Raw genomic sequence first — 23,567 nt, 5'->3', positions numbered from 1 at the left:
ATTCAAATGAAAATCTGCGGCATCGAAATCAAAGGCAGCGAAGCCATCATCGCCGTGGCCTCCCTCGACGATCAGGTCTTGAGCCATGTCGCCCTGACCACCAAGAAAATCGCCCTCGACGATGACGATGAAGCCGCGAACGTCAAAGTCTTTGCCGCTCAAGTGGCGTCGTTTGTACGCGAGAACTCCATTGATCGGATCGCGATCAAGAAGCGCAGCAAGAAAGGCGAGTTTGCCGGTGGGCCGACCACGTTCAAGATCGAGGGTGTTTTCCAGTTGCTGGAAAATTGCGAGGTTACGCTGCTGTCGCCACAGACGATCAATGCGCAGAACAAGAAATTCGACTTTGAACTGCCGGCTACGCTGAACAAGTATCAGCATGAAGCGTTTAAAGCGGCCTGTTCGGCGCTGATGAAGAAGTAACGTTCACAGCAGATCAAAACTGTGGGAGCGGGCTTGCTCGCGATAGCGGTGGATCAGTCGACATCAACTTGAATGACAGACCGCCATCGCGAGCAGGCTCGCTCCCACAGGGTTCTTCTCTGGTGTTGTCAAAACTTGAATTCAGACCAGCTCCCGCCCATCCCCGAGCCGCCGGCGGTCTTCGCGCGGACACCGCTCAAACCGCGCCCGATAGCTGCGGGTGAAATACGACGGCGATTCAAACCCGCAGGCGATACTTACTTCCAGCACGCTCATATCGGTCTGGCGCAACAGCTGCCGGGCCTTCTCCAGCCGCAAGCGCAGGTAGAAATTGCTCGGTGTGTCGTTCAGGTGCAGGCGAAACAATCGCTCCAGTTGCCGTCGGGTGACCTTGATCGATTCCGCCAGCTCCAGCGTACTGAGCGGCGGCTCGCTGTGCTGTTCCATCTCCCCAATCACGTGAACAAGTTTCTTGTTGCTGATGCCATAACGCGTGGCGACTTCCATGCGCTGGTGGTCTTTGCGCGGGCGGATACGGCCGAGTACGAATTGTTCGCTGACCTGAATCGCCAGTTCCGGTCCGTGGGCCTGGGCGATAAGGTCGAGCATCAGGTCGATGGACGCGGTGCCGCCGGCAGAGGTGATGCGTCGGCGGTCGATCTCGAACAACTCCTGGGTGACGCTCAGCTGTGGATAAGACTCCTTGAAGGCGTCGATGGCTTCCCAGTGCAGGGTCAGGCGATGGCCGTCGAGCAGGCCGGCTTCGGCGAGGATGAAACTGCCGGTGTCGATGGCGCCGAGGGTCACGCCTTCGTTATCCAGGCGGCGTAACCAGTGCTCCAGGGCCGGGGTGGTGAACTTCAGCGGTTCGAATCCGGCGATTACCAGCAAGGTTGCGCCTTTCTTTAGCGGTTCCAGCGCCGCATCGGCGTTGACCGACATGCCGTTGCTGGCCAATACCGCCCCGCCGTCGGCACTCAGCACGTGCCAGCGGTAGAGCTCGCCACGAAAGCGATTGGCGACCCGCAGCGGCTCGATGGCCGAGATAAATCCAATCGCCGAGAAACCCGGCATCAACAAGAAGTAGAAATCCTGGGACATGGAGCGCACTCGCTTAGCAGGTAAAAAGAGGCCAGGTAACGAGAGGCGGGTACCGTGTGGACGTTGATACGCCACTTGCACGCGGCATTCAAGAGCGCAGGTCGCCGCAGTGCAAGAGCTGGTCGCCGCAGTGCGTTTTCACAGGGCCTTAGCTGCGTAACTTGGCATCACCGGCACACAAAGATGCCGGAACCCACAATAACGTCTGCCGAGGAACCCGACATGAAACGACTGATCAGCAGCTGTGTTCTTGCACTCAGCGGTACCGCTTTCCTGAGCGCCAGCGTCATGGCGGCCGAACCTGCTTCATGCCAGAACGTGCGCATGGGCGTGGTGAACTGGACCGACGTGATCGCCACCAGTGCCATGACCCAAGTCCTGCTCGATGGCCTCGGCTACAACACCAAACAAACCAGCGCATCCCAGCAAATCATCTTCGCCGGGATCCGCGACCAGCGCCTGGACTTGTTCCTCGGTTACTGGAACCCGCTAATGACCCAGACCATCACCCCGTTCGTCGATGCCAAGCAAGTCGAAGTGCTGGAAGCACCGAGCCTCAAGGATGCTCGCGCCACCCTCGCCGTGCCGACTTACCTCGCCGACAAAGGCCTGAAAACCTTTGCCGACATCGCCAAGTTTGAAAAGGAACTGGGCGGCAAAATCTACGGCATCGAGCCTGGCTCGGGCGCCAATACCCAGATCAAGGCAATGATCGCCAAGAACCAGTTTGGCCTTGGCAAGTTCCAGTTGGTCGAGTCCAGTGAGGCCGGCATGCTCGCGGCGGTGGATCGCGCCGTGCGACGCAAGGAGGCCGTGGTGTTCTTCGGCTGGGCGCCGCACCCGATGAACGTCAACGTGCAAATGACTTACCTCACTGGCAGCGAAGACGCCCTCGGCCCGAACGAAGGCATGGCCACGGTCTGGACCGTCACCGCGCCGAAATACGCCGAACAATGCCCGAACATCGGTCGTTTGCTGAGCAACCTGACCTACACCGCCGAAGACGAGAGCCGGATGATGCAGCCATTGCTGGATCACAAGGACGCTTTCGAGTCGGCCAAGCAATGGCTCAAGGATCACCCGCAAGACAAGCAACGCTGGCTCGAAGGCGTAACCACCTTCGATGGCAAACCCGCCGCTGAAAACCTGAAACTGACCAGTAAATAAACCCGATTGAACCACCGACTCGCAGCCCGACCGGGCTGCGAACGGAATCATCACGCCTGCAAGGAACCCGCCTCATGAACCACGACGTCATCATCACCTGCGCACTCACCGGTGCTGGCGACACGACCAGCAAGAGCCCACACGTGCCGGTCACCCCGAAACAAATCGCCGCAGCCGCCGTGGAAGCCGCCAAGGCTGGCGCCACGGTCGTTCACTGCCACGTTCGTAACCCCGAAACCGGAAAATTCAGCCGTGATGTCGCGCTGTATCGCGAAGTGATGGAGCGCATCCGCGAGGCGGACGTGGACATCATCGTCAACCTCACCGCCGGCATGGGCGGCGACCTGGAAATCGGTGCGGGCGAGAACCCGATGGAGTTCGGCCCGAACACCGACCTGGTCGGCCCGCTGACCCGTCTGGCCCACGTTGAAGCACTGCTGCCGGAAATCTGCACCCTCGATTGCGGCACCCTGAACTTCGGCGACGGCGACACCATTTACGTGTCCACCCCGGCCCAGCTACGCGCTGGCGCCAAACGCATTCAAGAGCTGGGAGTAAAGGCCGAGCTGGAAATTTTCGATACCGGTCACCTGTGGTTCGCCAAACAGTTGATTAAAGAAGGCCTGCTCGACGACCCGCTGTTCCAACTCTGCCTGGGCATTCCGTGGGGTGCGCCGGCTGATACCACCACCATGAAAGCCATGGTCGACAACCTGCCCGCCAATGCGGTCTGGGCCGGCTTCGGCATCGGTCGCATGCAGATGCCGATGGCGGCCCAAGCGGTGCTACTCGGCGGCAACGTGCGGGTCGGCCTGGAAGACAACATCTGGCTGGACAAGGGCGTCCTGGCGACCAACGGCCAACTGGTCGAACGCGCCTCGGAAATCCTCAGCCGCCTCGGCGCCCGTGTCCTGACCCCGGCGGAAGGCCGGGCAAAAATGGGCCTGACCAAGCGCGGTTGACCCTTACACACTTTCCCCCTGTGGGAGTGAGCCTGCTCGCGATAGCGGTTTACCTGCCTCAATTGATGCATCGGATGTACCGACGCCATCGCGAGCAGGCTCGCTCCCACAGTTTTTTCCGAGCCAAATTCAGGAAGTGACCATGAGCTTTATCACTGAAATCAAAACCTTCGCCGCCCTGGGCAGCGGTGTCATCGGCAGCGGTTGGGTATCCCGCGCCCTCGCCCACGGCCTCGACGTGGTGGCCTGGGACCCGGCGCCCGGCGCTGAAGCCGCGCTGCGCAAACGCGTCGCCAATGCCTGGGGCGCGTTGGAGAAACAGGGCCTTGCGCCAGGCGCATCGCAGGATCGGTTGCGCTTTGTCGCCACTATCGAAGAATGCGTTCGCGATGCGGATTTTATTCAGGAAAGCGCCCCCGAGCGTCTGGACCTGAAACTGGAACTGCACGCCAAAATCAGCGCGGCGGCCAAGCCCAATGCCTTGATCGGTTCCAGTACTTCCGGCCTGTTGCCGAGCGAGTTCTACGAGAGCTCGACGCACCCGGAACGCTGCGTCGTCGGCCACCCGTTCAACCCGGTTTACTTGCTGCCGCTGGTGGAAGTGGTGGGCGGCAAAAACACCGCCCCGGAAGCGGTTCAAGCGGCCATGAAAGTCTATGAATCCTTGGGCATGCGTCCGCTGCACGTGCGCAAGGAAGTACCCGGTTTTATCGCCGACCGTTTGCTCGAAGCGCTCTGGCGTGAGGCGCTGCACCTGGTTAACGACGGTGTGGCGACCACCGGCGAAATCGATGATGCGATTCGCTTTGGCGCGGGGTTGCGCTGGTCGTTCATGGGCACGTTTTTGACGTACACCCTGGCGGGTGGCGATGCGGGCATGCGGCATTTCATGGCGCAATTCGGGCCGGCGTTGCAATTGCCGTGGACGTATCTGCCGGCGCCGGAGCTGACGGACAAATTGATTGATGATGTGGTGGATGGCACCAGCGATCAGTTGGGCACGCACAGCATTTCCGCGCTGGAGCGCTATCGTGATGATTGCTTGCTGGCGGTGCTGGAAGCGGTGAAGACCACCAAAGAGAAGCATGGGATGGCGTTCAGTGAGTAACCCTCCCCACTGATCGTTCCCACGCTCTGCGTGGGAATGCAGCCCGGGACGCTCCGCGTCCCAAAAGCGGACGCAGAGCGTCCATTGAGGCATTCCCACGCGGAGCGTGGGAACGATCAACCCCGATCATGCCTGGAGAGAATCATGCCCACCCTCACCACCTACCAAACCAAAATCATCCCCGACTGGGTCGACTACAACGGCCACTTGCGCGACGCTTTCTACCTGCTGATTTTCAGCTATGCCACCGATGCGCTGATGGATCGTCTGGGCATGGACAGCACCAACCGCGAAGCCAGCGGCAACTCGCTGTTCACCCTCGAACTGCACCTCAATTACCTGCACGAAGTGAAGCTCGACGCCGACGTCGAAGTGCACACCCAAATCATCGGCCACGACAGCAAACGCCTGCACCTCTATCACAGCCTGCATCGGGTGGGCGACGACAAGGAACTGGCGGGCAACGAACAAATGCTGCTGCACGTCGATCTTGCCGGGCCGCGCTCCGCACCGTTCAGCGAAGACACCTTGAGCAAGCTGCAAGCCATCGTCGCCGAGCAAACCGAACTTCCCGCCCCCGACTACATTGGCCGAGTGATCGCGTTACCCCCTAAAAAATAACAAGGAGATCGCCATTGAACACCGCCGCCGCTTTTGCCGACTTCCGCACCTACCCGTTGATCAGCGCGTTGACCGCCGTTCACACCCTGGCAGACCGAATTCAAGTGAAGTGGGCCGATGACCGTGTCAGCCCGTTTCATCATCAGTGGCTGCGGGACAACTGCCCGTGCCCGCGGTGCGTCTACACCGTAACCCGCGAGCAAGTGCTGGAAATCGTCGACGTCGCCGAAAACCTGAAGCCCTCGAACGTCAGCGTTGATGCCGAAGGCTGCCTGCGTGTCGATTGGCAGGACGGCCATCTCAGCCGCTTCGATCCAGGCTGGCTACGAGCCCACGCCTACGACGACGAGTCCCGTGCCGAGCGCCGGGCCGCGAAGCCCAAAAGCCAGCTCTGGCACAGCAACCTGACGCTGCCAGTGTTCGACTACCCGGCGTTGATGAACGACAACGACGCCTTGCTGCAATGGCTGCTGGCGGTGCGCGATACCGGCCTGACTCAGGTCCGCGGCGTGCCCACCGAGCCGGGCTCGTTGAAGTTGATTGCCCAGCGGATTTCCTTCATTCGCGAGAGCAATTTTGGCGTGCTGTTCAACGTGCAATCCAGGGCCGATGCCGACAGCAATGCCTACACCGCTTTCAACCTGCCGCTGCACAGCGACCTGCCGACCCGGGAGTTGCAACCGGGGCTGCAATTTCTGCATTGCCTGGTGAATGACGCCGAAGGGGGCGAGAGTATTTTCGTCGACGGTTTTGCCATTGCCGAAGCCTTGCGCGATGAAGATCCCGAGGCGTTCAAAAGCCTTTGCGAAATCCCGGTGGAGTTTCGCAACAAAGACCGTCACAGCGACTACCGCTGTCTCGCGCCGATCATCGCGCTGGATGCCTTTGGGCAGGTTTCGGAAATTCGCATGGCGAACTTTCTGCGCGGTCCGTTCGATGCGTCGGTCGAGCAGATGCCCGCGCTCTATCACGCCTACCGCCGCTTTATTGCGATGACCCGCGAGGCGCGATTCCGCGTGATGACGCGGTTAAACCCAGGCGAAATGTGGTGTTTCGACAACCGCCGCACCCTCCATGCCCGCAACGCCTTCGACCCTGCTACTGGCGCCCGGCATTTTCAGGGTTGTTATGTGGATCGGGATGAGTTGTTGTCGCGGATTTTGGTGCTGCAACGGTAGACCGCGTTATCGTTCATCGCGGGCAAGCCACGCTCCCACAGGTTGTTCGCAATTCCTGTGGGAGTGAGCCTGCTCGCGATGGCATCAGCCCAGACACCCCATCCCTTCCTGATTCACAGGCAAAAAAAACCCCGATCAAGCCGTGACAGGATCGGGGCAGAGGTGGGTACTGTTGAGGAGCCGTTTGCGCGAGGGTGACCAAACCTTCGTGAAGCCAGCTGATCCCAGTGTGCCCACTCCCAGCCATAGCAAGTTAGCCGAAAACGACCTGTTCATAGGTATTGCGGCCATTGCGACAAATCGTCCTTGCCGCCACTCCGTACCCCTATGAGAATCGAACCACGACACCGTTCCCTGAAGAAGGATTGCGTCATGATGCACGCCGATTTGATTGACCAGGAAGACCTGTTGGGCCAGCTGAAATCGTTGGGTTTTCAAGTACCGAGTGGCTCTACAGCTGCGCAAGCTTGTGAATGCGCAGTGCGAGGCTTGAACGATGAACGGGCGATGACGCTGCGGACCATGGTCAAGCAGATGTACACCAGCAGCGCGACCATCCTGCCGGCCGTGCGACAGGCCATCGACAAACAACTGCTGCCGGCGTTGGCGGAGTATCAGCAAAGCCGTAGCGCCTGATTTCCAGGGTAGTGATCGTTCCCACGCTCTGCGTGGGAATGCAGCCCGGGACGCTCCGCGTCCCTGCCGAAGCGGACGCAGAGCGTCCATTGAGGCATTCCCACGCAGAGCGTGGGAACGATCAGAGCATCAAAGCCTTACGCTGGCGAACGTCGACTCGTTACGCGCCTGGCTCAGCGCCGACAACGGCCCGGACAACGGCGACAGCACCAGTGCTTGCGGCAGCGGCATCATCGCCACTTGTTGCGTGGTGTTGGAACCCACGCGCTCGTCACGTGGCGGAATGCCGAAGTATTCGCGGTAGCACTTGGAGAAGTGCGGCGTGGACACGAAGCCACACACCGACGCCACTTCGATGATCGACATCGGCGTTTGCTTGAGCAACTGCCGTGCGCGGATCAAGCGCAGCTTGAGGTAGTAACGCGACGGCGAGCAGTGCAGGTATTTCTGGAACAGCCGCTCCAGCTGACGACGCGACACGGCGACATACACCGCCAGTTCGTCGAGGTCGATCGGCTCTTCGAGGTTGGCCTCCATCAGCGCGACGATTTCCTGCAACTTCGGCTGGTTGGTGCCGAGCATGTGCTTGAGCGGCACACGCTGGTGATCCTGCTCGTTGCGGATGCGTTCGTAGACAAACATCTCCGAAATCGCGGCGGACAGTTCACGGCCGTGATCGCGGCTGATCAGGTGCAGCATCATGTCCAGCGGCGCAGTACCGCCGGAGCTGGTGAAACGGTTACGGTCGAGGGTGAACAACCGGGTGCTCATGGCCACACGCGGAAACGCTTCCTGCATGGCGGCCAGGCATTCCCAGTGCACGCTGCAATCAAAACCGTCCAGCAAGCCGGCGCAGGCCAGGGCCCAGCTACCGGTGCAGACTGCGCCCAGACGCTTGGACTGACGCGCCTGGCTTTGCAGCCATGACACGTGTTCACGGGTGACAGTGCGCTGGATGCCGATACCGCCACAGACAATGATGGTGTCCATCGGAGGCGCTTTGTGCATGGAGCAGTCGGGAGTGATCTGCAGACCGTCACTGGCCCAGACCTGGCCACCGTCGACGGTCAGTGTGGTCCAGCGATACAGCTCGCGGCCGGACAGTTGGTTGGCCATGCGCAGGGGTTCTACTGCGGAGGCCAGAGAAATAAGCGTGAAATTGTCCAGCAGCAAAAAGCCGATGGATTGAGGCGCACGGTTCTGGGGTTGGGCCCCGGAGTTGAACGTCGTCATCGCGGTATCTCCTCACACAAAGCGGGTGATGGCCTCAGGCGGAGGCTCTTTTTATTGCCATCGTTCTCGCGTGGGAGACGGGCTTTGTAATGACAGAGCAATTGCCATGCCTAAAATTGAATGGCTGTTCAATAACTCCTGAAAACGACGTCGCACCGCGTCTATATAAGCCGCGTCGCGAGTAGGGGTTATAAGTGCCATTATCGGCGGGAGAGGCTCTGCCCCGTTGGGCGTGAGCAAATCGGTAGCACTTGTGGGAACAGGGCTACAGCGACCTGGAGAAGAGTGTCACCGCAAGCACAGGTGACAGGCGGTAATGGCCAACTTGGATCCCGGATCGGGAAAGGGGCTTATCTGTAAGCGACGCTCCAAAACGTGGCGCGTTTTGAATCGGGTGTTCACTTTGTGCGCAGTTTTGACTGGTCTTCATGGGTAATTAGCTTTCTGTGGCGAGGGAGCTTGCTCCCGCTCGGCTGCGTAGCAGTCGTAAAGATTTTAGGGCCGCTTCGCGCCCCAGCGGGAGCAAGCTCCCTCGCCACAGATACTCATTCCACCAGAGAGTTAAAGGGTCTCAGCACTCAACCGCGCTAACCGCCAACCCACCGCGCGATGTCTCTTTGTATTTGTCATGCATGTCGGCACCGGTATCACGCATCGTGCGGATCACCCGATCCAGCGAGATAAAGTGCTGACCGTCGCCACGCAGCGCCATCTGCGCTGCGTTGATGGCTTTCACCGCGGCAATCGCATTGCGCTCGATGCACGGCACTTGCACCAGCCCGCCCACCGGATCGCAGGTCAGGCCGAGGTTGTGTTCCAGACCGATTTCCGCCGCGTTGCACAGCTGCTCCGGTGTCGCCCCCAGAATCTCCGCCAGCCCGGCTGCCGCCATGGCGCAGGCCGAACCGACTTCGCCCTGGCAACCGACTTCGGCACCGGAAATCGAAGCGTTCTTCTTGCACAGAATCCCGACCGCCGCCGCACTGAGGAAATAGTCGACTACGTTGGCCTCGGTCACCACTTCGCTGAACTTCATAAAGTAGTGCAGCACCGCCGGAATGATCCCCGCCGCGCCATTGGTCGGCGCCGTGACCATGCGCCCGCCGGCAGCGTTTTCCTCGTTGACGGCCAAGGCGAACAAATTCACCCACTCCATGGCGCTCAAGGTCGAGCCGATCACATTGGGCTTGTTCAACTCTTGCAGGCTGCGGTGCAATTTGGCCGCGCGACGACGCACATTCAGGCCACCGGGCAGGATGCCTTCGTGCTTGAGGCCTTGTTCGACGCAATCTTGCATGGCGCGCCAGAGTGTCATCAGGCCAGCGCGAATTTCTTCCTCGCTGCGCCAGACTTTCTCGTTGGCCAGCATCAACTCTGCAACGCGCAGGTTGTGCTGCTTGCAGAGACTGAGCAGCTCGACGGCACTGGAGAAGTCGTACGGCAACACGGTGCGATCCAGATCGACCACGCCGCTGGAAGCCTGTGCCTCATCGACGACAAAACCGCCGCCGATGGAATAGTAGGTGTCGCGATGCAGTTCGCCGTCATCCCCTTCGACGATCAGCGTCATGGCGTTAGGGTGGAACGGCAGGTTCTCGTCGATCAGGCGCATGTCGCGGGCCCAGATGAACGGCACCGGCAAACGACTGTCGAGCAACAGCGTTTGGGTTTCGCGCAGGGTTTCGATGCGAATGCCGATTTGCGACGGATCGATCGCGTCCGGCCATTCGCCCATCAGGCCCATGATCACCGCGTTGTCGCTGCCGTGGCCGATGCCGGTGGCCGACAACGAACCATAAAGCTGAACCTCGACGCGCCGTACTTGTTCCAAAAGCCCCTGCTCACGCAAACCTTGCACGAACAACGCCGCGGCCCGCATCGGCCCCACGGTGTGCGAACTGGAAGGGCCGATGCCGATTTTGAACAGGTCGAAAACACTGATAGCCATTACTGCCGAACTCCTGGATGTGCCAACTCCAGACGCCAAAAGCGCCCAGTGACGGAGCTGCTACGCTCAAGCTGCAATCCGCCGAGATGGCCGCATCATCAGGCTTTTGTCATGTCGTTCGACGTCTCACACCGACGCACTCATGCCCACAAACGCCGCGAGGCGCGGACGCTACGTTTTCGCCGTTTTTTTGCAGATCAGAGAGGCAAAGTGGGCTGAAAAAAGCTGTAAACGACGTCACCGACACTGGATGCGACCATCCCTGTACTGGTTACGACGCACCCTGTAGGCGTCAGATTTTCACTGGTACATGATCGTATCGACTCGATTGCAAGGCGCCGTGGTAGAGATGTCTCCAAAACGCCATCCAACCGCAACCTATAAGTGCGGTGGTCCAGTCGGAACACTGCCAAAAAAAACACCAAGGAGTCGCCCTTTATGAAAGGTTCCCCGTCGTTGTTGTTGGCCGCCATGCTGAGTCTGCCGTTTCTGGCTCAAGCCGCAGAACCGGCCCAATGCAGCACCGTAAACTTCTCAGATGTCGGCTGGACTGACATTACCGTCACCACCGCCACTACCAGCGTCGTTCTCGAGGCCCTTGGCTACAAGACCAAAACCACGATGATTTCCGTTCCGGTGACCTACAAGTCCCTGGCCGATGGCAAGAACATGGACGTGTTCCTGGGTAACTGGATGCCGACCATGGAAAACGACATCAAGGCCTACCGCGATGCCGGTACCGTGGAGACAGTGCGCGCTAATCTGGAAAACGCAAAATACACACTCGCCGTCCCCGAAGAGTTGTATAACAAAGGTCTGAAAGATTTCGCCGACATCGCCAAGTTCAAGAAAGAACTCGACGGCAAGATCTACGGTATCGAACCAGGCAACGACGGTAACCGCCTGATCCAGAGCATGATCGACAAGAACGCCTTCGGCTTGAAAGACGCCGGCTTCAAGGTGGTCGAATCCAGCGAGGCAGGCATGCTCTCGCAAGTCGATCGCGCCCAGCGCCGCAACACCGCCGTGGTGTTCCTGGGCTGGGAACCACACCCGATGAACACGCGTTTCAAGATGAAGTACCTGACCGGCGGCGACGACTTTTTCGGCCCGAACTTCGGCCAGGCAACCATCTTCACCAACACCCGCAAGGGCTACGCACAGGAATGCAGCAACGTTGGACAGTTGCTGAAAAACCTGGTGTTCACCCTCGACATGGAAAGCACGCTAATGGGCAACGTCCTGGACGACAAAATGAAGCCTGACGCGGCCGCCAAGGCCTGGCTGAAAAAGAATCCACAGGTGCTCGATACCTGGCTCGCTGGCGTAACCACCATTGACGGTAAACCAGGCCTGGAGGCCGTGAAAACCAAGCTCGCGCAGCCTTGAATTAGGAAGCATCGCTTACGCCGGGCGAGTTCGCTCGCCCGGGCTGTTTATTTCCTTGCATGCGGACGTTCACTACCATGCTGATTGATCAGAAAATACCTTTAGGCCAGTACATTGCGGGCTTCGTTGAATGGTTGACGCAAAACGGCGCCAACACCTTCGACGCAATCGCCGTGTCACTGGAAACGATGATCCACGGCGTGACTTTCGCGCTGACCTGGTTCAACCCGCTGGCATTGATCGGCCTTATCGCGTTACTGGCACACTTCATTCAACGCAAATGGGGCCTGACCGTTTTTGTCGTCGCCTCCTTCCTGCTGATCCTCAATCTGGGGTACTGGCAGGAAACCATGGAAACCCTCGCCCAGGTGTTGTTCGCCACCCTGGTGTGCGTATTGATCGGCGTGCCGTTGGGCATCGTCGCTGCGCACAAACCGATGTTCTACACAGTGATGCGGCCGGTGCTCGATCTGATGCAGACCGTGCCGACCTTCGTGTACCTCATTCCTACCCTGACCCTCTTCGGTCTGGGTGTGGTCCCGGGTCTGATTTCTACGGTGGTGTTCGCGATTGCCGCACCTATCCGCCTGACTTACCTGGGTATTCGCGATGTCCCGGAAGAATTGATGGACGCTGGCAAGGCCTTTGGCTGCTCGCGACGTCAGCTGCTCTCGCGAATCGAACTGCCCCACGCCATGCCAAGCATCGCGGCCGGTATCACCCAGTGCATCATGCTGTCGTTGTCGATGGTGGTGATTGCGGCACTGGTGGGCGCCGATGGCCTGGGCAAACCCGTGGTCAACGCACTGAACACTGCTGATATCGCTCTGGGCTTCGAAGCAGGCCTGGCGATCGTACTGCTGGCGATCATGCTCGACCGTATCTGCAAACAACCCGAAGCCAAAGTAGGGGGTGACGCATGAGCATTATTCGCTTCGAAGACGTCGACGTAATCTTCTCCAAAGACCCGCGCGAGGCCTTGAAACTCCTCGACCAAGGCATGACCCGTAACGAGATCCTGAAAAAGACCGGGCAGATCGTTGGCGTCGAAAAGGCCAGCCTGGATGTCGAAAAAGGTGAAATCTGCGTACTGATGGGCCTGTCCGGCTCCGGCAAGTCCAGCTTGCTGCGTTGCATCAACGGCCTCAACACCGTCAGCCGCGGCAAGTTGTTCGTCGAGCACGAAGGCAAGCAGATCGACATCGCGTCCTGCACCCCGGCAGAACTGAAAATGATGCGCACCAAGCGCATTGCGATGGTGTTCCAGAAGTTCGCCCTGATGCCTTGGCTGACCGTTCGCGAGAACATCAGCTTCGGTCTGGAAATGCAGGGTCGTCCGGAGAAAGAGCGGAAAAAACTGGTCGATGAAAAACTTGAGCTGGTGGGCCTGACCCAATGGCGTAACAAGAAACCCAACGAGCTGTCAGGTGGTATGCAACAACGCGTGGGCCTGGCCCGTGCCCTGGCGATGGACGCCGACATCCTGCTGATGGACGAACCGTTCTCGGCACTCGACCCACTGATCCGCCAAGGCCTGCAAGACGAACTGCTGGAACTGCAACGCAAGCTGAGCAAGACCATCGTTTTCGTGAGTCACGACCTCGATGAAGCCCTGAAGCTCGGCAGCCGTATCGCGATCATGAAAGACGGTCGGATCATTCAGTACAGCAAGCCGGAAGAAATCGTGCTGAACCCTGCGGACGATTACGTGCGCACCTTCGTCGCCCACACCAATCCGCTGAACGTACTGTGCGGTCGCAGCCTGATGCGCACCCTGGACAACTGCAAACGTATCAACGGTTCGGTATGCCTGGATCCGGGTGGCGATTCCTGGCTGGACCTGGCTGAAGGCAACACCATCAAAGGCGCACGCCAGAACGGCGCGAGTCTGGACCTGCAGAACTGGATCCCTGGGCAAGCCGTTGAAGGGCTGGGCCGTCGGCCGACGCTGGTGGATTCGAACATCGGCATGCGCGACGCGCTGCAGATTCGTTATCAGACGGGTAACAAGCTGGTGCTGCACGACAACAACAAGGTTGTCGGGATTCTTGGCGACAGCGAGCTGTATCACGCACTGCTCGGCAAGAACCTGGGGTAAGAAACAGCAGACACAAAAACGCCGCGAGAGATCGCGGCGTTTTTGTTTGCGGGATATTGGGGTATTGATCGTTCCCACGCTCTGCGTGGGAATGCAGCCCGGGACGCTCTGCGTCCCTAGCCGCGTGACGCGGAGCGACACAGGAGGCATTCCCACGCAGAGCGTGGGAACGATCTTGAATCACACCTCAGCTATAAACCCGGCCAAGCAGCTGCCGATGGCTTTCAAACTGGTCGAGCACGTCGCGGGTGATCTGATCCTGAGTGAAGCCCATCAGATCGTAATCCTGGCTGCCGTTGTGCAGGTACACCTCGGCGCGGTAGTAACGTGCGCGCGGTTCATCGGCACTTTCAGCCGACACCGTGTCACTCGCCGCCGCCAGATAGCCGTCCAGGCTTACTTCGTAGACAAAAGGGTTGCCCTCTTCCATCTCGATCCGCACGCCCATGCAGCGCTTGGCCTTGCCAAGCAACGTCTGCACATCCAGGCCCTGAGCACGCAATTGCACAGCCGCGTCTTCCAGCGCCGGGCTGACGCGCTTGTCCATGAAACGCTGAACGATCGACTGGTTCGGTTGCAGATCCAGCTGGGTCAGACGCTCGCTGAAACCACGACGACCACGCGCCGCCAGTTCCGCTTGTTCCTGTTCGATCTGCACGTCCTGGCGCATGGCCTTGTGCAAGCCGAACATGAAGAACACCAGCACTACCGAGAACGGCAGCCCCGCCAGCACCACCATGGTTTGCATGGCTTCGAAGTTACCGGCGAACAGCAGGCCGATGGTCACCAGCGTGATCACCGCCGACCAGAAGATCCGCAGCCAATGCGGCGCATCTTCGTCGACGTTACCGCCCTTGCACGAAAGATTGGCCATCATCACCGCACCGGAATCCGCCGGGGTCAGGAACAGCACGAAGCCGACAAAGATCGACACGCCGATCACAATCTTCGACGCCGGGTAATGCTCAAGCAGTTGGTAAATCGCCATCGACGGCTGTTCCAGCGCCGTCTTGCCGAGTTCCACCGCCCCATGGTTCATCACCAGGTCCAGGGCCGAGTTACCGAAGATCGACAGCCATGCCAGGGTGAAACCCAGAGGAATCAGCAACACACCGGCGACCAGTTCACGCACCGTGCGCCCACGGGAAATACGCGCGATGAACATACCCACGAATGGGGCCCAGGAAATCCACCAGGCCCAGTAGAACAAAGTCCACAGGCCCAACCAGCGGTCAGACTTCTCGCTGTCGCCTTCGTACACATAGAGGTCGAAGGTCTTCAGCACCACGCCGTTCAGGTAGTCGCCGATGTTTTGCACGAAGCCGTTGAGCAGGTGCAGGGTCGGGCCGAACAACAGCACGAAAATCAGCAGACCGCTGAACAGCACGATGTTCAGGTTAGACAGGCGGCGAATGCCGTTTTCCACGCCAGACACCGCCGCGATGGTCGCTACGGTGCTCATCACGATGATCACGATCAGCAGGTTGGTGTTGCTGTGTTCCATGCCGAACAGGTTTTCAAGCCCCGACGACACTTGCAGCGAACCAATCCCCAGGTTCGTCACCAGACCCAGCAGGGTCACGAACATGCCGAAGCCGTCCACCGCGTGACCGGCGGCGCCTTTGACCCAACGCTCGCCCACCAGCGGATACAGCGCCGAACGCAATGCCAGCGGCTGGTTGTGACGGTAAGCAAAGTAAGCAACGGCCAGGCCGACCAATGCATAGATCGCCCAGCCGTGCAGGCCCCAGTGCAGGAACGTCAGCTGAACGGCCTGACGTGCAGCCAAGTTGCTACCGGCCACGCCTTCCGGCGGATTGAAGTAGTGGTCCAGCGGCTCGGAAGCGCCGAAGTACAGCAGCGAGATGCCGATACCCGACGAGAACAGCATCCCCGCCCAGGCGCCGTAGCTGAAATCCGGGGTATCGTCCTTGCTGCCCAGCTTGAGCTTGCCGTAGGACGAAAACGCCAGGCCGACCACAAAAACCAGGTACGCGGCGATCACCACCATGTAGTACCAGCCGAAGCTGCGGGACAACCAGGCCTGGGCAATGCCGAGCATTCTGCCGGCCTCTTGCGGGGCGATGATCAGAATGGCGGTCAACAACAGGATCAACGCGGTAGAGGTGTAGAACACCCAACCGTTGACCGTCACCTTCTCGGGTGGGGTCTTTATTAGAGAGGCGGAACTCATGGCACAGATGCTCCAGGCAGTGCGAGAGAAAAACACAAGGCAACGCGTTACCCGACCATTCGGTTAGTTGGCAGCCGACCAGCGGGTGATATAAAGACAGCCCGAAAAAAGCCCGAAACCCCTGAACGCGTGAGCGTGTGGGTTTCGAGCATTTTCAGATGTCGTTTTTCCGCCAACTACATGTAGGAAAAACCTGTAGGTAGCGACGAATTGTCGCAGATCTTATTCTTTGTTGATTGAACGTTCAATCAAAACAAAATAGACTGGCCTTCAAACCGATAGACGTTTCGCGTCTGCCGGAAGGCCTAAGGAGATGTGCAAGATGCCCAAGGTCGGTATGCAACCCATCCGCCGCCAGCAGTTGATCGAAGCCACGCTACAGGCGGTCGATCAGGTCGGCATGGGGGACGCCAGCATTGCGCTGATCGCCCGTTTGGCCGGTGTCTCGAATGGCATCATCAGTCACTATTTTCAGGACAAGAACGGCCTGATCGCGGCCACCGCGCAGTATCTGATGAGTGTCCTCAGCGAGAACGTCACCGCGCGTCGCCAGGCGCTGGAAGACAGCAGCCCGCGGGCGCACCTTCAGGTGATTATCGAAGGCAACTTCGACGCCAGCCAGGTCAATGGCCCGGCAATGAAAACCTGGCTGGCCTTCTGGGCCACCAGCATGCACCACCCGTCTTTGCACAGGTTGCAGCGGATCAACGATCACCGTCTGTATTCCAACCTGTGCTGCCAGTTCCGCCGTGTGTTGCCGCTCGATGATGCGCGCAGTGCAGCCCGCGGCCTGGCAGCCCTCATTGACGGTTTGTGGTTGCGCGGCGCGCTGTCGGGAGATGCTTTCGACACCGGGCAGGCGCACCAGATCGCTTACGAATACATGGATTTCCAACTGGCCAAGCAGGTGAGTTAGAGCACACAGAACCGCTCGGCACCTGAACCGTCACCGACCAGCGCCGCCAATGCGACACGGCACGCCCGGAGACCAACGCCAACCACTTATGCACTTGCGAGGACTTTATGGCCCGTTTCGAACTGCAAAAACTCTACATCGATGGCGGCTACAGTGACGCCAGCAGCGACGCCACTTTCGAAGCCATCAACCCGGCTAACGGTGAAGTCCTCGCAACCGTACAGCGTGCGACCCAGTCAGACGTTGAACGCGCTGTAGTCAGCGCCGAAAAGGGCCAGAAAATCTGGGCTGCGATGACCGCCATGGAGCGTTCGCGCATCCTGCGTCGTGCCGTCGACATCCTGCGTGAGCGCAACGATGAACTGGCCGCCCTGGAAACCCTGGACACCGGCAAGGCGTTCTCCGAAACCAAGTACGTCGACATCGTCACCGGCGCTGACGTGCTGGAGTACTACGCAGGTCTGGTGCCGGCTATCGAAGGCGAACAAATCCCGCTGCGCACCACTTCGTTCGTCTACACCCGTCGCGAGCCGCTCGGTGTTGTCGCCGGTATCGGCGCGTGGAACTACCCGATCCAGATCGCCCTGTGGAAATCCGCACCTGCCCTGGCGGCCGGTAACGCGATGATTTTCAAGCCAAGCGAAGTCACTTCCCTGACCACGCTGAAACTGGCCGAGATCTACACCGAAGCCGGCGTTCCGGCTGGCGTGTTCAACGTACTGACCGGCAGCGGCCGTGAAGTCGGCACCTGGTTGACCGAACACCCACGCATCGAAAAGATCTCCTTCACCGGCGGCACCGACACCGGCAAGAAGGTCATGGCCAGCGCTTCCGCCTCGTCGCTCAAAGACGTGACCATGGAACTGGGCGGCAAATCCCCGCTGATCATTTTCGACGACGCCGACCTCGATCGCGCCGCCGACACCGCCATGATGGCCAACTTCTACAGCTCCGGTCAGGTTTGCACCAACGGCACTCGCGTGTTCGTGCCGAGCCACCTGAAAGCTGCGTTCGAAGCCAAGATCGTTGAGCGCGTTGCGCGCATTCGTGTCGGCAACCCGGAAGACGAGAACACCAACTTCGGCCCGCTGGTCAGCTTCGCCCACATGGAAAGCGTGCTGGGTTACATCGCCAAAGGTAAGGAAGAAGGCGCTCGCGTCCTGTGCGGCGGCAGCCGTCTGACCGAAGGCGAGTTCGCCAAAGGCGCGTTCGTGGCTCCGACCGTGTTCACCGACTGCACCGACGAGATGACCATCGTTCGCGAAGAAATCTTCGGCCCGGTGATGAGCATCCTGACCTACGAAACCGAAGAAGAAGTGATCCGTCGCGCCAACGACACCGAGTTCGGCCTGGCCGCCGGCGTCGTCACCAAGGACCTGAACCGCGCTCACCGCGTGATTCATCAACTGGAAGCCGGTATCTGCTGGATCAACGCCTGGGGCGAGTCCGACGCCAAGATGCCGGTCGGCGGCTACAAGCAGTCGGGCGTGGGCCGTGAGAACGGCATCAGCTCGCTGAACAACTTCACACGCATCAAATCGGTACAGGTCGAACTGGGCGATTACGCCTCGGTTTTCTGATCTGACGCGGAACCTGAGGCTGGGGCCTTTTGTGGCGAGGGAGCTTGCTCCCGCTGGGCTGCGAGGCGGCCCCAACTTCAGACACCGCGCTCATTCAGACAGAACACGGTCGCTGACTTGCGACTGCTGCGCAGCCGAGCGGGAGCAAGCTCCCTCGCCACAATCAAGTGGTGCATCGGCGACCGCGACCTGACCAACTTCAAAGAGGGTGCATTCAATGTCCCAAGAATTCGATTACATCATCATCGGTGCCGGCTCGGCCGGTAACACCCTGGCGACCCGTCTGACTGAAGACGAAGGCGTCACCGTCCTGTTGCTCGAAGCAGGCGGCCCTGACTACCGCATGGATTTCCGCACGCAAATGCCGGCCGCCCTGGCGTTCCCGCTGCAAGGCCGTCGCTACAACTGGGCCTACGAAACCGATCCAGAGCCACACATGGACGGTCGCCGGATGGAATGCGGTCGCGGCAAGGGCCTGGGTGGTTCTTCGCTGATCAACGGCATGTGCTACATCCGCGGCAACGCGATGGACTACGACAATTGGGCCAAACTGCCAGGCCTGGAAGACTGGGACTACCTGAACTGCCTGCCGTATTTCCGCAAGGCCGAAACCCGCGACATCGGCCCGAACGACTACCACGGTGGCGACGGTCCGGTCAGCGTGACCACGCCCAAAGCCGGCAACAACCCGCTGTTCCATGCGATGGTTGAAGCAGGCGTGCAGGCCGGTTACCCGCGTACCGAAGACCTGAACGGCTACCAGCAAGAAGGCTTCGGCCCGATGGACCGCACCGTGACGCCGAACGGCCGTCGCGCCAGCACCGCTCGCGGTTACCTGGACATCGCCAAGAAGCGCTCGACCCTGACCATCGTCACCCACGCCCTGACCGACAAGATCCTGTTCGAAGGCAAGCGTGCGGTCGGCGTGCGTTACCTGATCGGCGCCGCTGAAGAGCGCGTTGAAGCCCGCGCCCGCAAAGAAGTGCTGCTGTGCTCCGGCGCCATCGCTTCGCCGCAGATCCTGCAACGCTCCGGCGTCGGCCCGGCCGAACTGCTGAAAAAACTCGACATCCCGGTGGTCCACGATCTGCCGGGCGTGGGTGAGAACCTGCAGGATCACCTCGAGTTGTACCTGCAATACGCCTGCACCCAACCGGTCTCGCTGTACCCGTCGCTGCTCTGGTACAACCAGCCGGCCATCGGTGCCGAGTGGCTGTTCAACGGCACCGGCATCGGCGCCAGCAACCAGTTCGAAGCCGGCGGTTTCATCCGTACCCGTCCGGAATTCGATTGGCCGAACATCCAGTACCACTTCCTGCCGGTCGCGATTAACTACAACGGCAGCAACGGTGTGAAAGAGCACGGTTTCCAGGCGCACATGGGTTCCATGCGTTCGCCGAGCCGCGGTCGGGTCCAAGCCAAGTCGAAGGACCCGCGCGAGTACCCGAGCATCCTGTTCAACTACATGGCCACCGAGCAGGACTGGCAGGAATTCCGCGACGGCATCCGCCTGACCCGTGAAATCATGCAACAGCCTGCACTGGACGCTTTCCGTGGCCGCGAAATCAGCCCGGGCATCGACGTGCAAACCGATGAACAGCTCGACAAGTTCATCCGCGAACACGCCGAAACCGCGTTCCACCCGTCCTGCTCGTGCAAGATGGGCACCGACGAAATGGCCGTGGTCGATGGCGAAGGTCGTGTGCATGGCATGCAAGCCCTGCGCGTGGTCGATGCCTCGATCATGCCGATCATCACCACCGGCAACCTGAACGCGCCGACGATCATGATCGCCGAGAAAATCGCCGACAAGATCCGTGGTCGCAAGCCGCTGCCACGTAGCAAGGCTGTCTACTTCGTGGCTGGCGATGCGCCGGTGCGTGGCAAGCCGTTGCGGGATGTGAGCCTGACTGCTCAGTAAAACCGCGTCACGGCCAATCGCGAGCAGGCTCGCTCCCACAGGTTTCGGGTTGGATTGCAAATGTGCGATCAAACCAAAAACCCATGTGGGAGCGAGCCTGCTCGCGATGGGGCCCTGACAAACACCACACATCTCTCGGTAATCCTTTCCTACACCGCTCCGCGCTTGATCCTACCCCCCGCACCGGCCTAATCTAGCGCCACGCAAACGTTTCACCCCCCTCGCGACATCGATACACCGCCACTCCATACCAAGGAGGTTCCCGAATGTTCGATTTCCATCCCCAGCTCAAGCAGCGTTTTGCTGCCTTGCGCACGGGCGCTGAATTCTTTTCGCTGCGTTATGTGCGCGAGTCCGGCCAGTACCTGTCGGTGCGCAAGAATGTCGCCGAACCTCCGAGCCTGAGCCGTGACGAAGGCGCGATGCTGACCGTTCGGGTCAACGGCGTCGAAGCCTACGCCGCGACCAACGACCTGTCGCAATCCGGCCTGCAAGCCGCACTGGAGAAGGCTGAGCAACAAGCCCGCCGACTCAAGCCCCACGCCCTGCTCGACCTGAGCGCGCAAGTGGTCTCCAGCGACCGCGCCGACTACTTTTCGCCGAACCTCGACCAGCCCTTCCCGTCCCTGAGCGATTGCTACCAACTGCTCGGCGCCGAGTCCGCCGCCGTGCCCAAGGACGAACGATTGGTGAACTGGGAAGTGAGCATCGGCATCACCAACGTCGAGCAGATCTACCTTAGCAACGCCGGCGCCGAACTGCGCCAGGCCCAGCGGTTCGTCTACCCGAGCCTGGAAGTCACCGCCTACGACGGCAACGACAGCCAGACCCGAACCCTGGGCCGCGAGAACTTCGGTCAACAGGGCGGTTTTGATGTGATCAGCCGCTGTGGCCTGGTCGGCGCCGGTCCGAAAATCGCCGATCAGGCGCTGCAATTGCTGTTGGCGCCAAACACCCCGAAAGGCCCGCGTGACCTGCTGTTGATGCCGGACCAGATGATGCTGCAGATCCACGAGTCCATCGGTCACCCGCTGGAACTGGACCGCATCCTCGGTGACGAGCGCAATTACGCCGGCACCAGTTTCGTCAAGGCCGAAGACTTTGGCCGCCTACAATACGGCTCCAAACTGCTCAACGTAACCTTCGACCCGGACATCCCCGAGCAGCTCGCCAGCTACGGGCATGACGACGACGGCACGGCCGCGAGCAAACAATTCCTGATTAAAGAAGGCTTGCTGCTGCGTCCATTGGGCGGCGCGCTGTCGCAGTTTCGCGCGGGCATGGAGGGCGTGGCCAACAGCCGCGCCTGCAGCTGGAACCGTCCGCCAATCGATCGCATGGCCAACCTGAACATCGAGGCCGGCGATCAACCGCTGGAGCAGATGATCGGCAACATCGAGCACGGCATCTTGATGAGCACCAACCGCTCGTGGTCCATCGACGATGCCCGCAACAAGTTCCAGTTCGGCTGTGAATGGGGCCAGCTGATCGAAAACGGCGAACTCAAAGGCGTGGTCAAGAACCCGAACTACCGGGCGATTTCCGCGCAGTTCTGGAAAAGCCTCAGCGCCGTCGGCGATGCCAACTCCGTCAAGGTCCTGGGCACGCCGAACTGCGGCAAAGGCGAGCCGAACCAGGTGATCCGCGTCGGCCATGCCTCGCCGGCCTGCGTGTTCAGCAACGTTGATGTGTTTGGGGGAGCTGCCTGATGACTGACTTTAAAAGCGTCCCAAAAAACCAGGCCGATGCATTCAAGGCCTTGGTCGATTGGCTGCGCGATGCGATTCACGAGCCGGAACAATTCACCCTCAGCTATGCCGCCGAGTCCTCGGCCTTCGTGCGCTTCAACCACGCCAAGGTCCGTCAGGCCGGGCAGGTGCAGCAGGCGAGCGTCGGTTTCAAACTGATCAACGAGGGGCGCCACGCCGACCTGAACATCACGCTGTCGGGTGATGCCGAAGTCGATGTGCAGCGCCTGGCCGAAGGCCTGCAACAGTTGCGCGAAACCTTGCCACTGTTGCCGCAGGATCCGTACCTGCTGCTCAACCACAACGGCTGGCAGAGCAAGAATGTGCAGGAGCATCCGCTGCCGGACACCGAGCAAGTGGTTTCTGAAATCACTCAGGCCGCCGAAGGACTGGATTTGGTGGGTTTCTACGCCGCCGGCCCGATCAGCCGTGGTTTCGCCAGTTCTTCGGGCGCGTTCGGCTGGCATCAGGCCAACAGCTTCAACTTTGATTTCAGTCTGGTCCATGAAAACGGCCAGGCGGTGAAAGCCAGTTACGCCGGGCACGACTGGAACAGCGAAGGTTTTGCCAAGCGCTTTGCGCAGGCACGCGAGCAGTTGGCGTTTCTCGGCAGACCGCAACACACCCTGGCGCCGGGTCAGTATCGCGCCTATCTGGCACCGGCAGCCCTGGGGGAAATCATGGACATGCTGGGCTGGGGCGGTTTCTCGGCGCAGTCGATTGCCAGCAAAAACAGCCCGCTGCAAAAACTTTACGCGGGCGACAGTGCGTTCAGTCCGTTGGTGTCGGTGGATGAAAAGGTCAGCGGTTCGTTGAGCCCGGCGTTCTCCGGCGAAGGTTATCCGCGCAGCGATCTGGGGTTGATTATCAACGGCAAGGCCGGCGCACAGATGGTCAGTTCACGCAGTGCGGCCGAGTACGGCCTGACCGCCAACGGCGCCAGCGGCGGTGAAATGCCAAGCGCAGTGAACATGGCCGCCGGTACGTTGCCTGATGCAGAGATTCTCAAGCAATTGGGCACGGGCTTGTACATCAGCAACCTGTGGTACTTGAACTACTCCGATCAGCCGGCGGCACGCCTGACCGGCATGACACGGTTTGCGACCTTCTGGGTCGAGAACGGCGAGATTCAGGCGCCGGTGAGCACCATGCGTTTTGATGACAGCGCCTACAGTTTGCTGGGATCGCAGCTGGAAGCATTGACCGAGGAGCGCGAGCTGATGTTGTCGGCCAGTACCTACAGCCAGCGGGCCACGGCGTCGGCGTTGTTGCCGGGGGCGCTGATCAGCAAATTGACCTTGACCCTCTGACCCTGATCGTTCCCACGCTCTGCGTGGGAATGCC

At 60.1% G+C, this 23,567-nt stretch carries 19 protein-coding genes; 15 read left to right on the top strand and 4 right to left on the bottom strand.

Features of this window, described 5'->3' with window-relative positions; translation table 11 throughout:
- Positions 1-6 precede the first annotated feature (6 nt).
- Positions 7-423: a DUF3010 family protein gene (locus AC3WP4_RS11150; protein ID WP_102614904.1), complete on the top strand. Its 417-nt coding sequence runs from the start codon at positions 7-9 to the stop codon at positions 421-423.
- A gap of 141 nt (positions 424-564) precedes the next feature.
- On the opposite strand, the gene AC3WP4_RS11145 is transcribed toward AC3WP4_RS11150, so the two are convergent.
- Complete coding sequence (locus AC3WP4_RS11145) at positions 565-1,524, bottom strand: GlxA family transcriptional regulator (protein WP_074871520.1); 960 nt, start codon at positions 1,522-1,524, stop codon at positions 565-567.
- Positions 1,525-1,746: 222 nt separating this feature from the next.
- Here AC3WP4_RS11145 and AC3WP4_RS11140 point away from each other — a divergent pair, with 222 nt between their 5' ends.
- The 6 genes from AC3WP4_RS11140 to AC3WP4_RS11115 all read left to right on the top strand — a co-directional run bounded on the left by AC3WP4_RS11140 (position 1,747) and on the right by AC3WP4_RS11115 (position 7,196).
- Positions 1,747-2,691 (top strand): choline ABC transporter substrate-binding protein, encoded by a 945-nt coding sequence (locus AC3WP4_RS11140; protein WP_007907536.1) that lies wholly within the window; start codon positions 1,747-1,749, stop codon positions 2,689-2,691.
- A 74-nt stretch (positions 2,692-2,765) separates the two neighbouring features.
- Positions 2,766-3,653 carry a 3-dehydrocarnitine:acetyl-CoA trimethylamine transferase CdhC gene (gene cdhC, locus AC3WP4_RS11135; protein ID WP_008151915.1) on the top strand — a complete coding sequence of 296 codons (888 nt, stop codon included), beginning with the start codon at positions 2,766-2,768 and terminating at the stop codon, positions 3,651-3,653.
- Between the two features lie 142 nt (positions 3,654-3,795).
- Complete coding sequence (locus tag AC3WP4_RS11130; RefSeq protein ID WP_102614905.1) at positions 3,796-4,761, top strand: L-carnitine dehydrogenase; 966 nt, start codon at positions 3,796-3,798, stop codon at positions 4,759-4,761.
- A gap of 144 nt (positions 4,762-4,905) precedes the next feature.
- Positions 4,906-5,382 (top strand): thioesterase family protein, encoded by a 477-nt coding sequence (locus AC3WP4_RS11125; protein WP_102614906.1) that lies wholly within the window; start codon positions 4,906-4,908, stop codon positions 5,380-5,382.
- A gap of 14 nt (positions 5,383-5,396) precedes the next feature.
- A complete protein-coding gene (locus AC3WP4_RS11120) occupies positions 5,397-6,560 on the top strand; it encodes a gamma-butyrobetaine dioxygenase (RefSeq protein WP_102614907.1) in 1,164 nt (387 codons plus the stop codon).
- Positions 6,561-6,932: 372 nt separating this feature from the next.
- Positions 6,933-7,196, top strand: coding sequence for a hypothetical protein (locus AC3WP4_RS11115; protein ID WP_074871527.1), 264 nt, complete (start codon positions 6,933-6,935; stop codon positions 7,194-7,196).
- A gap of 129 nt (positions 7,197-7,325) precedes the next feature.
- Here the strand turns inward: AC3WP4_RS11115 and gbdR are convergent, their stop codons facing one another.
- Complete coding sequence (gene gbdR, locus AC3WP4_RS11110; protein ID WP_074871528.1) at positions 7,326-8,429, bottom strand: choline metabolism transcriptional regulator GbdR; 1,104 nt, start codon at positions 8,427-8,429, stop codon at positions 7,326-7,328.
- A 571-nt stretch (positions 8,430-9,000) separates the two neighbouring features.
- On the bottom strand, positions 9,001-10,377 hold the full coding sequence (locus AC3WP4_RS11105) for an L-serine ammonia-lyase (protein WP_076029478.1): 1,377 nt from the start codon (positions 10,375-10,377) through the stop codon (positions 9,001-9,003).
- A gap of 438 nt (positions 10,378-10,815) precedes the next feature.
- Between AC3WP4_RS11105 and AC3WP4_RS11100 the strand changes: the two genes are divergently transcribed.
- The 3 genes from AC3WP4_RS11100 (at position 10,816) to choV (ending at position 13,864) form a co-directional block, all read left to right on the top strand.
- Entirely contained in the window at positions 10,816-11,766 is a 951-nt protein-coding gene (locus AC3WP4_RS11100) for a choline ABC transporter substrate-binding protein (protein WP_076029477.1), read from the top strand.
- 77 nt (positions 11,767-11,843) lie between these two features.
- Positions 11,844-12,689, top strand: coding sequence for a choline ABC transporter permease subunit (choW, locus tag AC3WP4_RS11095; RefSeq protein ID WP_074871533.1), 846 nt, complete (start codon positions 11,844-11,846; stop codon positions 12,687-12,689).
- The gene (choV, locus tag AC3WP4_RS11090) at positions 12,686-13,864 is read left to right on the top strand and encodes a choline ABC transporter ATP-binding protein (protein ID WP_074871534.1); all 1,179 of its coding nucleotides are present in this window, start codon (positions 12,686-12,688) and stop codon (positions 13,862-13,864) included. Before choW ends, choV begins: the two co-directional genes overlap by 4 nt.
- A 187-nt stretch (positions 13,865-14,051) precedes the next feature.
- On the opposite strand, the gene AC3WP4_RS11085 is transcribed toward choV, so the two are convergent.
- Positions 14,052-16,001 (bottom strand): BCCT family transporter, encoded by a 1,950-nt coding sequence (locus tag AC3WP4_RS11085; RefSeq protein WP_229768770.1) that lies wholly within the window; start codon positions 15,999-16,001, stop codon positions 14,052-14,054.
- 379 nt (positions 16,002-16,380) lie between these two features.
- Between AC3WP4_RS11085 and betI the strand changes: the two genes are divergently transcribed.
- The 5 genes from betI (at position 16,381) to AC3WP4_RS11060 (ending at position 23,533) form a co-directional block, all read left to right on the top strand.
- A complete protein-coding gene (betI, locus tag AC3WP4_RS11080) occupies positions 16,381-16,974 on the top strand; it encodes a transcriptional regulator BetI (RefSeq protein ID WP_033060362.1) in 594 nt (197 codons plus the stop codon).
- A gap of 107 nt (positions 16,975-17,081) precedes the next feature.
- Complete coding sequence (gene betB, locus AC3WP4_RS11075; protein WP_074871536.1) at positions 17,082-18,554, top strand: betaine-aldehyde dehydrogenase; 1,473 nt, start codon at positions 17,082-17,084, stop codon at positions 18,552-18,554.
- A 217-nt stretch (positions 18,555-18,771) separates the two neighbouring features.
- Positions 18,772-20,475 carry a choline dehydrogenase gene (betA, locus tag AC3WP4_RS11070; protein ID WP_102614908.1) on the top strand — a complete coding sequence of 568 codons (1,704 nt, stop codon included), beginning with the start codon at positions 18,772-18,774 and terminating at the stop codon, positions 20,473-20,475.
- 266 nt (positions 20,476-20,741) lie between these two features.
- Positions 20,742-22,184, top strand: a complete 1,443-nt coding sequence (locus tag AC3WP4_RS11065; protein ID WP_074871540.1) for a TldD/PmbA family protein — start codon at positions 20,742-20,744, stop codon at positions 22,182-22,184.
- The gene (locus AC3WP4_RS11060) at positions 22,184-23,533 is read left to right on the top strand and encodes a TldD/PmbA family protein (protein ID WP_102614909.1); all 1,350 of its coding nucleotides are present in this window, start codon (positions 22,184-22,186) and stop codon (positions 23,531-23,533) included. The genes AC3WP4_RS11065 and AC3WP4_RS11060 overlap by 1 nt, the downstream gene beginning before the upstream one ends.
- Positions 23,534-23,567 lie beyond the last annotated feature (34 nt).

This window comes from Pseudomonas sp. FW305-20 (assembly GCF_058788075.1).
Note: the sequence above shows the minus strand (reverse complement) of the source record. Positions and strands in the feature narration are given on the sequence as shown.

What these genes read in the sequence shown, in the direction of transcription:
- gbdR (WP_074871528.1), bottom strand. Translation starts at nt 8,429, where the DNA reads ATGACGACGTTCAACTCCGGGGCCCAACCCCAGAACCGTGCGCCTCAA.
- AC3WP4_RS11065 (WP_074871540.1), top strand. Translation starts at nt 20,742, where the DNA reads ATGTTCGATTTCCATCCCCAGCTCAAGCAGCGTTTTGCTGCCTTGCGC.
- cdhC (WP_008151915.1), top strand. Translation starts at nt 2,766, where the DNA reads ATGAACCACGACGTCATCATCACCTGCGCACTCACCGGTGCTGGCGAC.
- choV (WP_074871534.1), top strand. Translation starts at nt 12,686, where the DNA reads ATGAGCATTATTCGCTTCGAAGACGTCGACGTAATCTTCTCCAAAGAC.
- choW (WP_074871533.1), top strand. Translation starts at nt 11,844, where the DNA reads ATGCTGATTGATCAGAAAATACCTTTAGGCCAGTACATTGCGGGCTTC.
- AC3WP4_RS11100 (WP_076029477.1), top strand. Translation starts at nt 10,816, where the DNA reads ATGAAAGGTTCCCCGTCGTTGTTGTTGGCCGCCATGCTGAGTCTGCCG.
- betI (WP_033060362.1), top strand. Translation starts at nt 16,381, where the DNA reads ATGCCCAAGGTCGGTATGCAACCCATCCGCCGCCAGCAGTTGATCGAA.
- betB (WP_074871536.1), top strand. Translation starts at nt 17,082, where the DNA reads ATGGCCCGTTTCGAACTGCAAAAACTCTACATCGATGGCGGCTACAGT.
- AC3WP4_RS11145 (WP_074871520.1), bottom strand. Translation starts at nt 1,524, where the DNA reads ATGTCCCAGGATTTCTACTTCTTGTTGATGCCGGGTTTCTCGGCGATT.
- AC3WP4_RS11060 (WP_102614909.1), top strand. Translation starts at nt 22,184, where the DNA reads ATGACTGACTTTAAAAGCGTCCCAAAAAACCAGGCCGATGCATTCAAG.
- AC3WP4_RS11115 (WP_074871527.1), top strand. Translation starts at nt 6,933, where the DNA reads ATGATGCACGCCGATTTGATTGACCAGGAAGACCTGTTGGGCCAGCTG.
- AC3WP4_RS11125 (WP_102614906.1), top strand. Translation starts at nt 4,906, where the DNA reads ATGCCCACCCTCACCACCTACCAAACCAAAATCATCCCCGACTGGGTC.
- betA (WP_102614908.1), top strand. Translation starts at nt 18,772, where the DNA reads ATGTCCCAAGAATTCGATTACATCATCATCGGTGCCGGCTCGGCCGGT.
- AC3WP4_RS11130 (WP_102614905.1), top strand. Translation starts at nt 3,796, where the DNA reads ATGAGCTTTATCACTGAAATCAAAACCTTCGCCGCCCTGGGCAGCGGT.
- AC3WP4_RS11140 (WP_007907536.1), top strand. Translation starts at nt 1,747, where the DNA reads ATGAAACGACTGATCAGCAGCTGTGTTCTTGCACTCAGCGGTACCGCT.
- AC3WP4_RS11150 (WP_102614904.1), top strand. Translation starts at nt 7, where the DNA reads ATGAAAATCTGCGGCATCGAAATCAAAGGCAGCGAAGCCATCATCGCC.
- AC3WP4_RS11105 (WP_076029478.1), bottom strand. Translation starts at nt 10,377, where the DNA reads ATGGCTATCAGTGTTTTCGACCTGTTCAAAATCGGCATCGGCCCTTCC.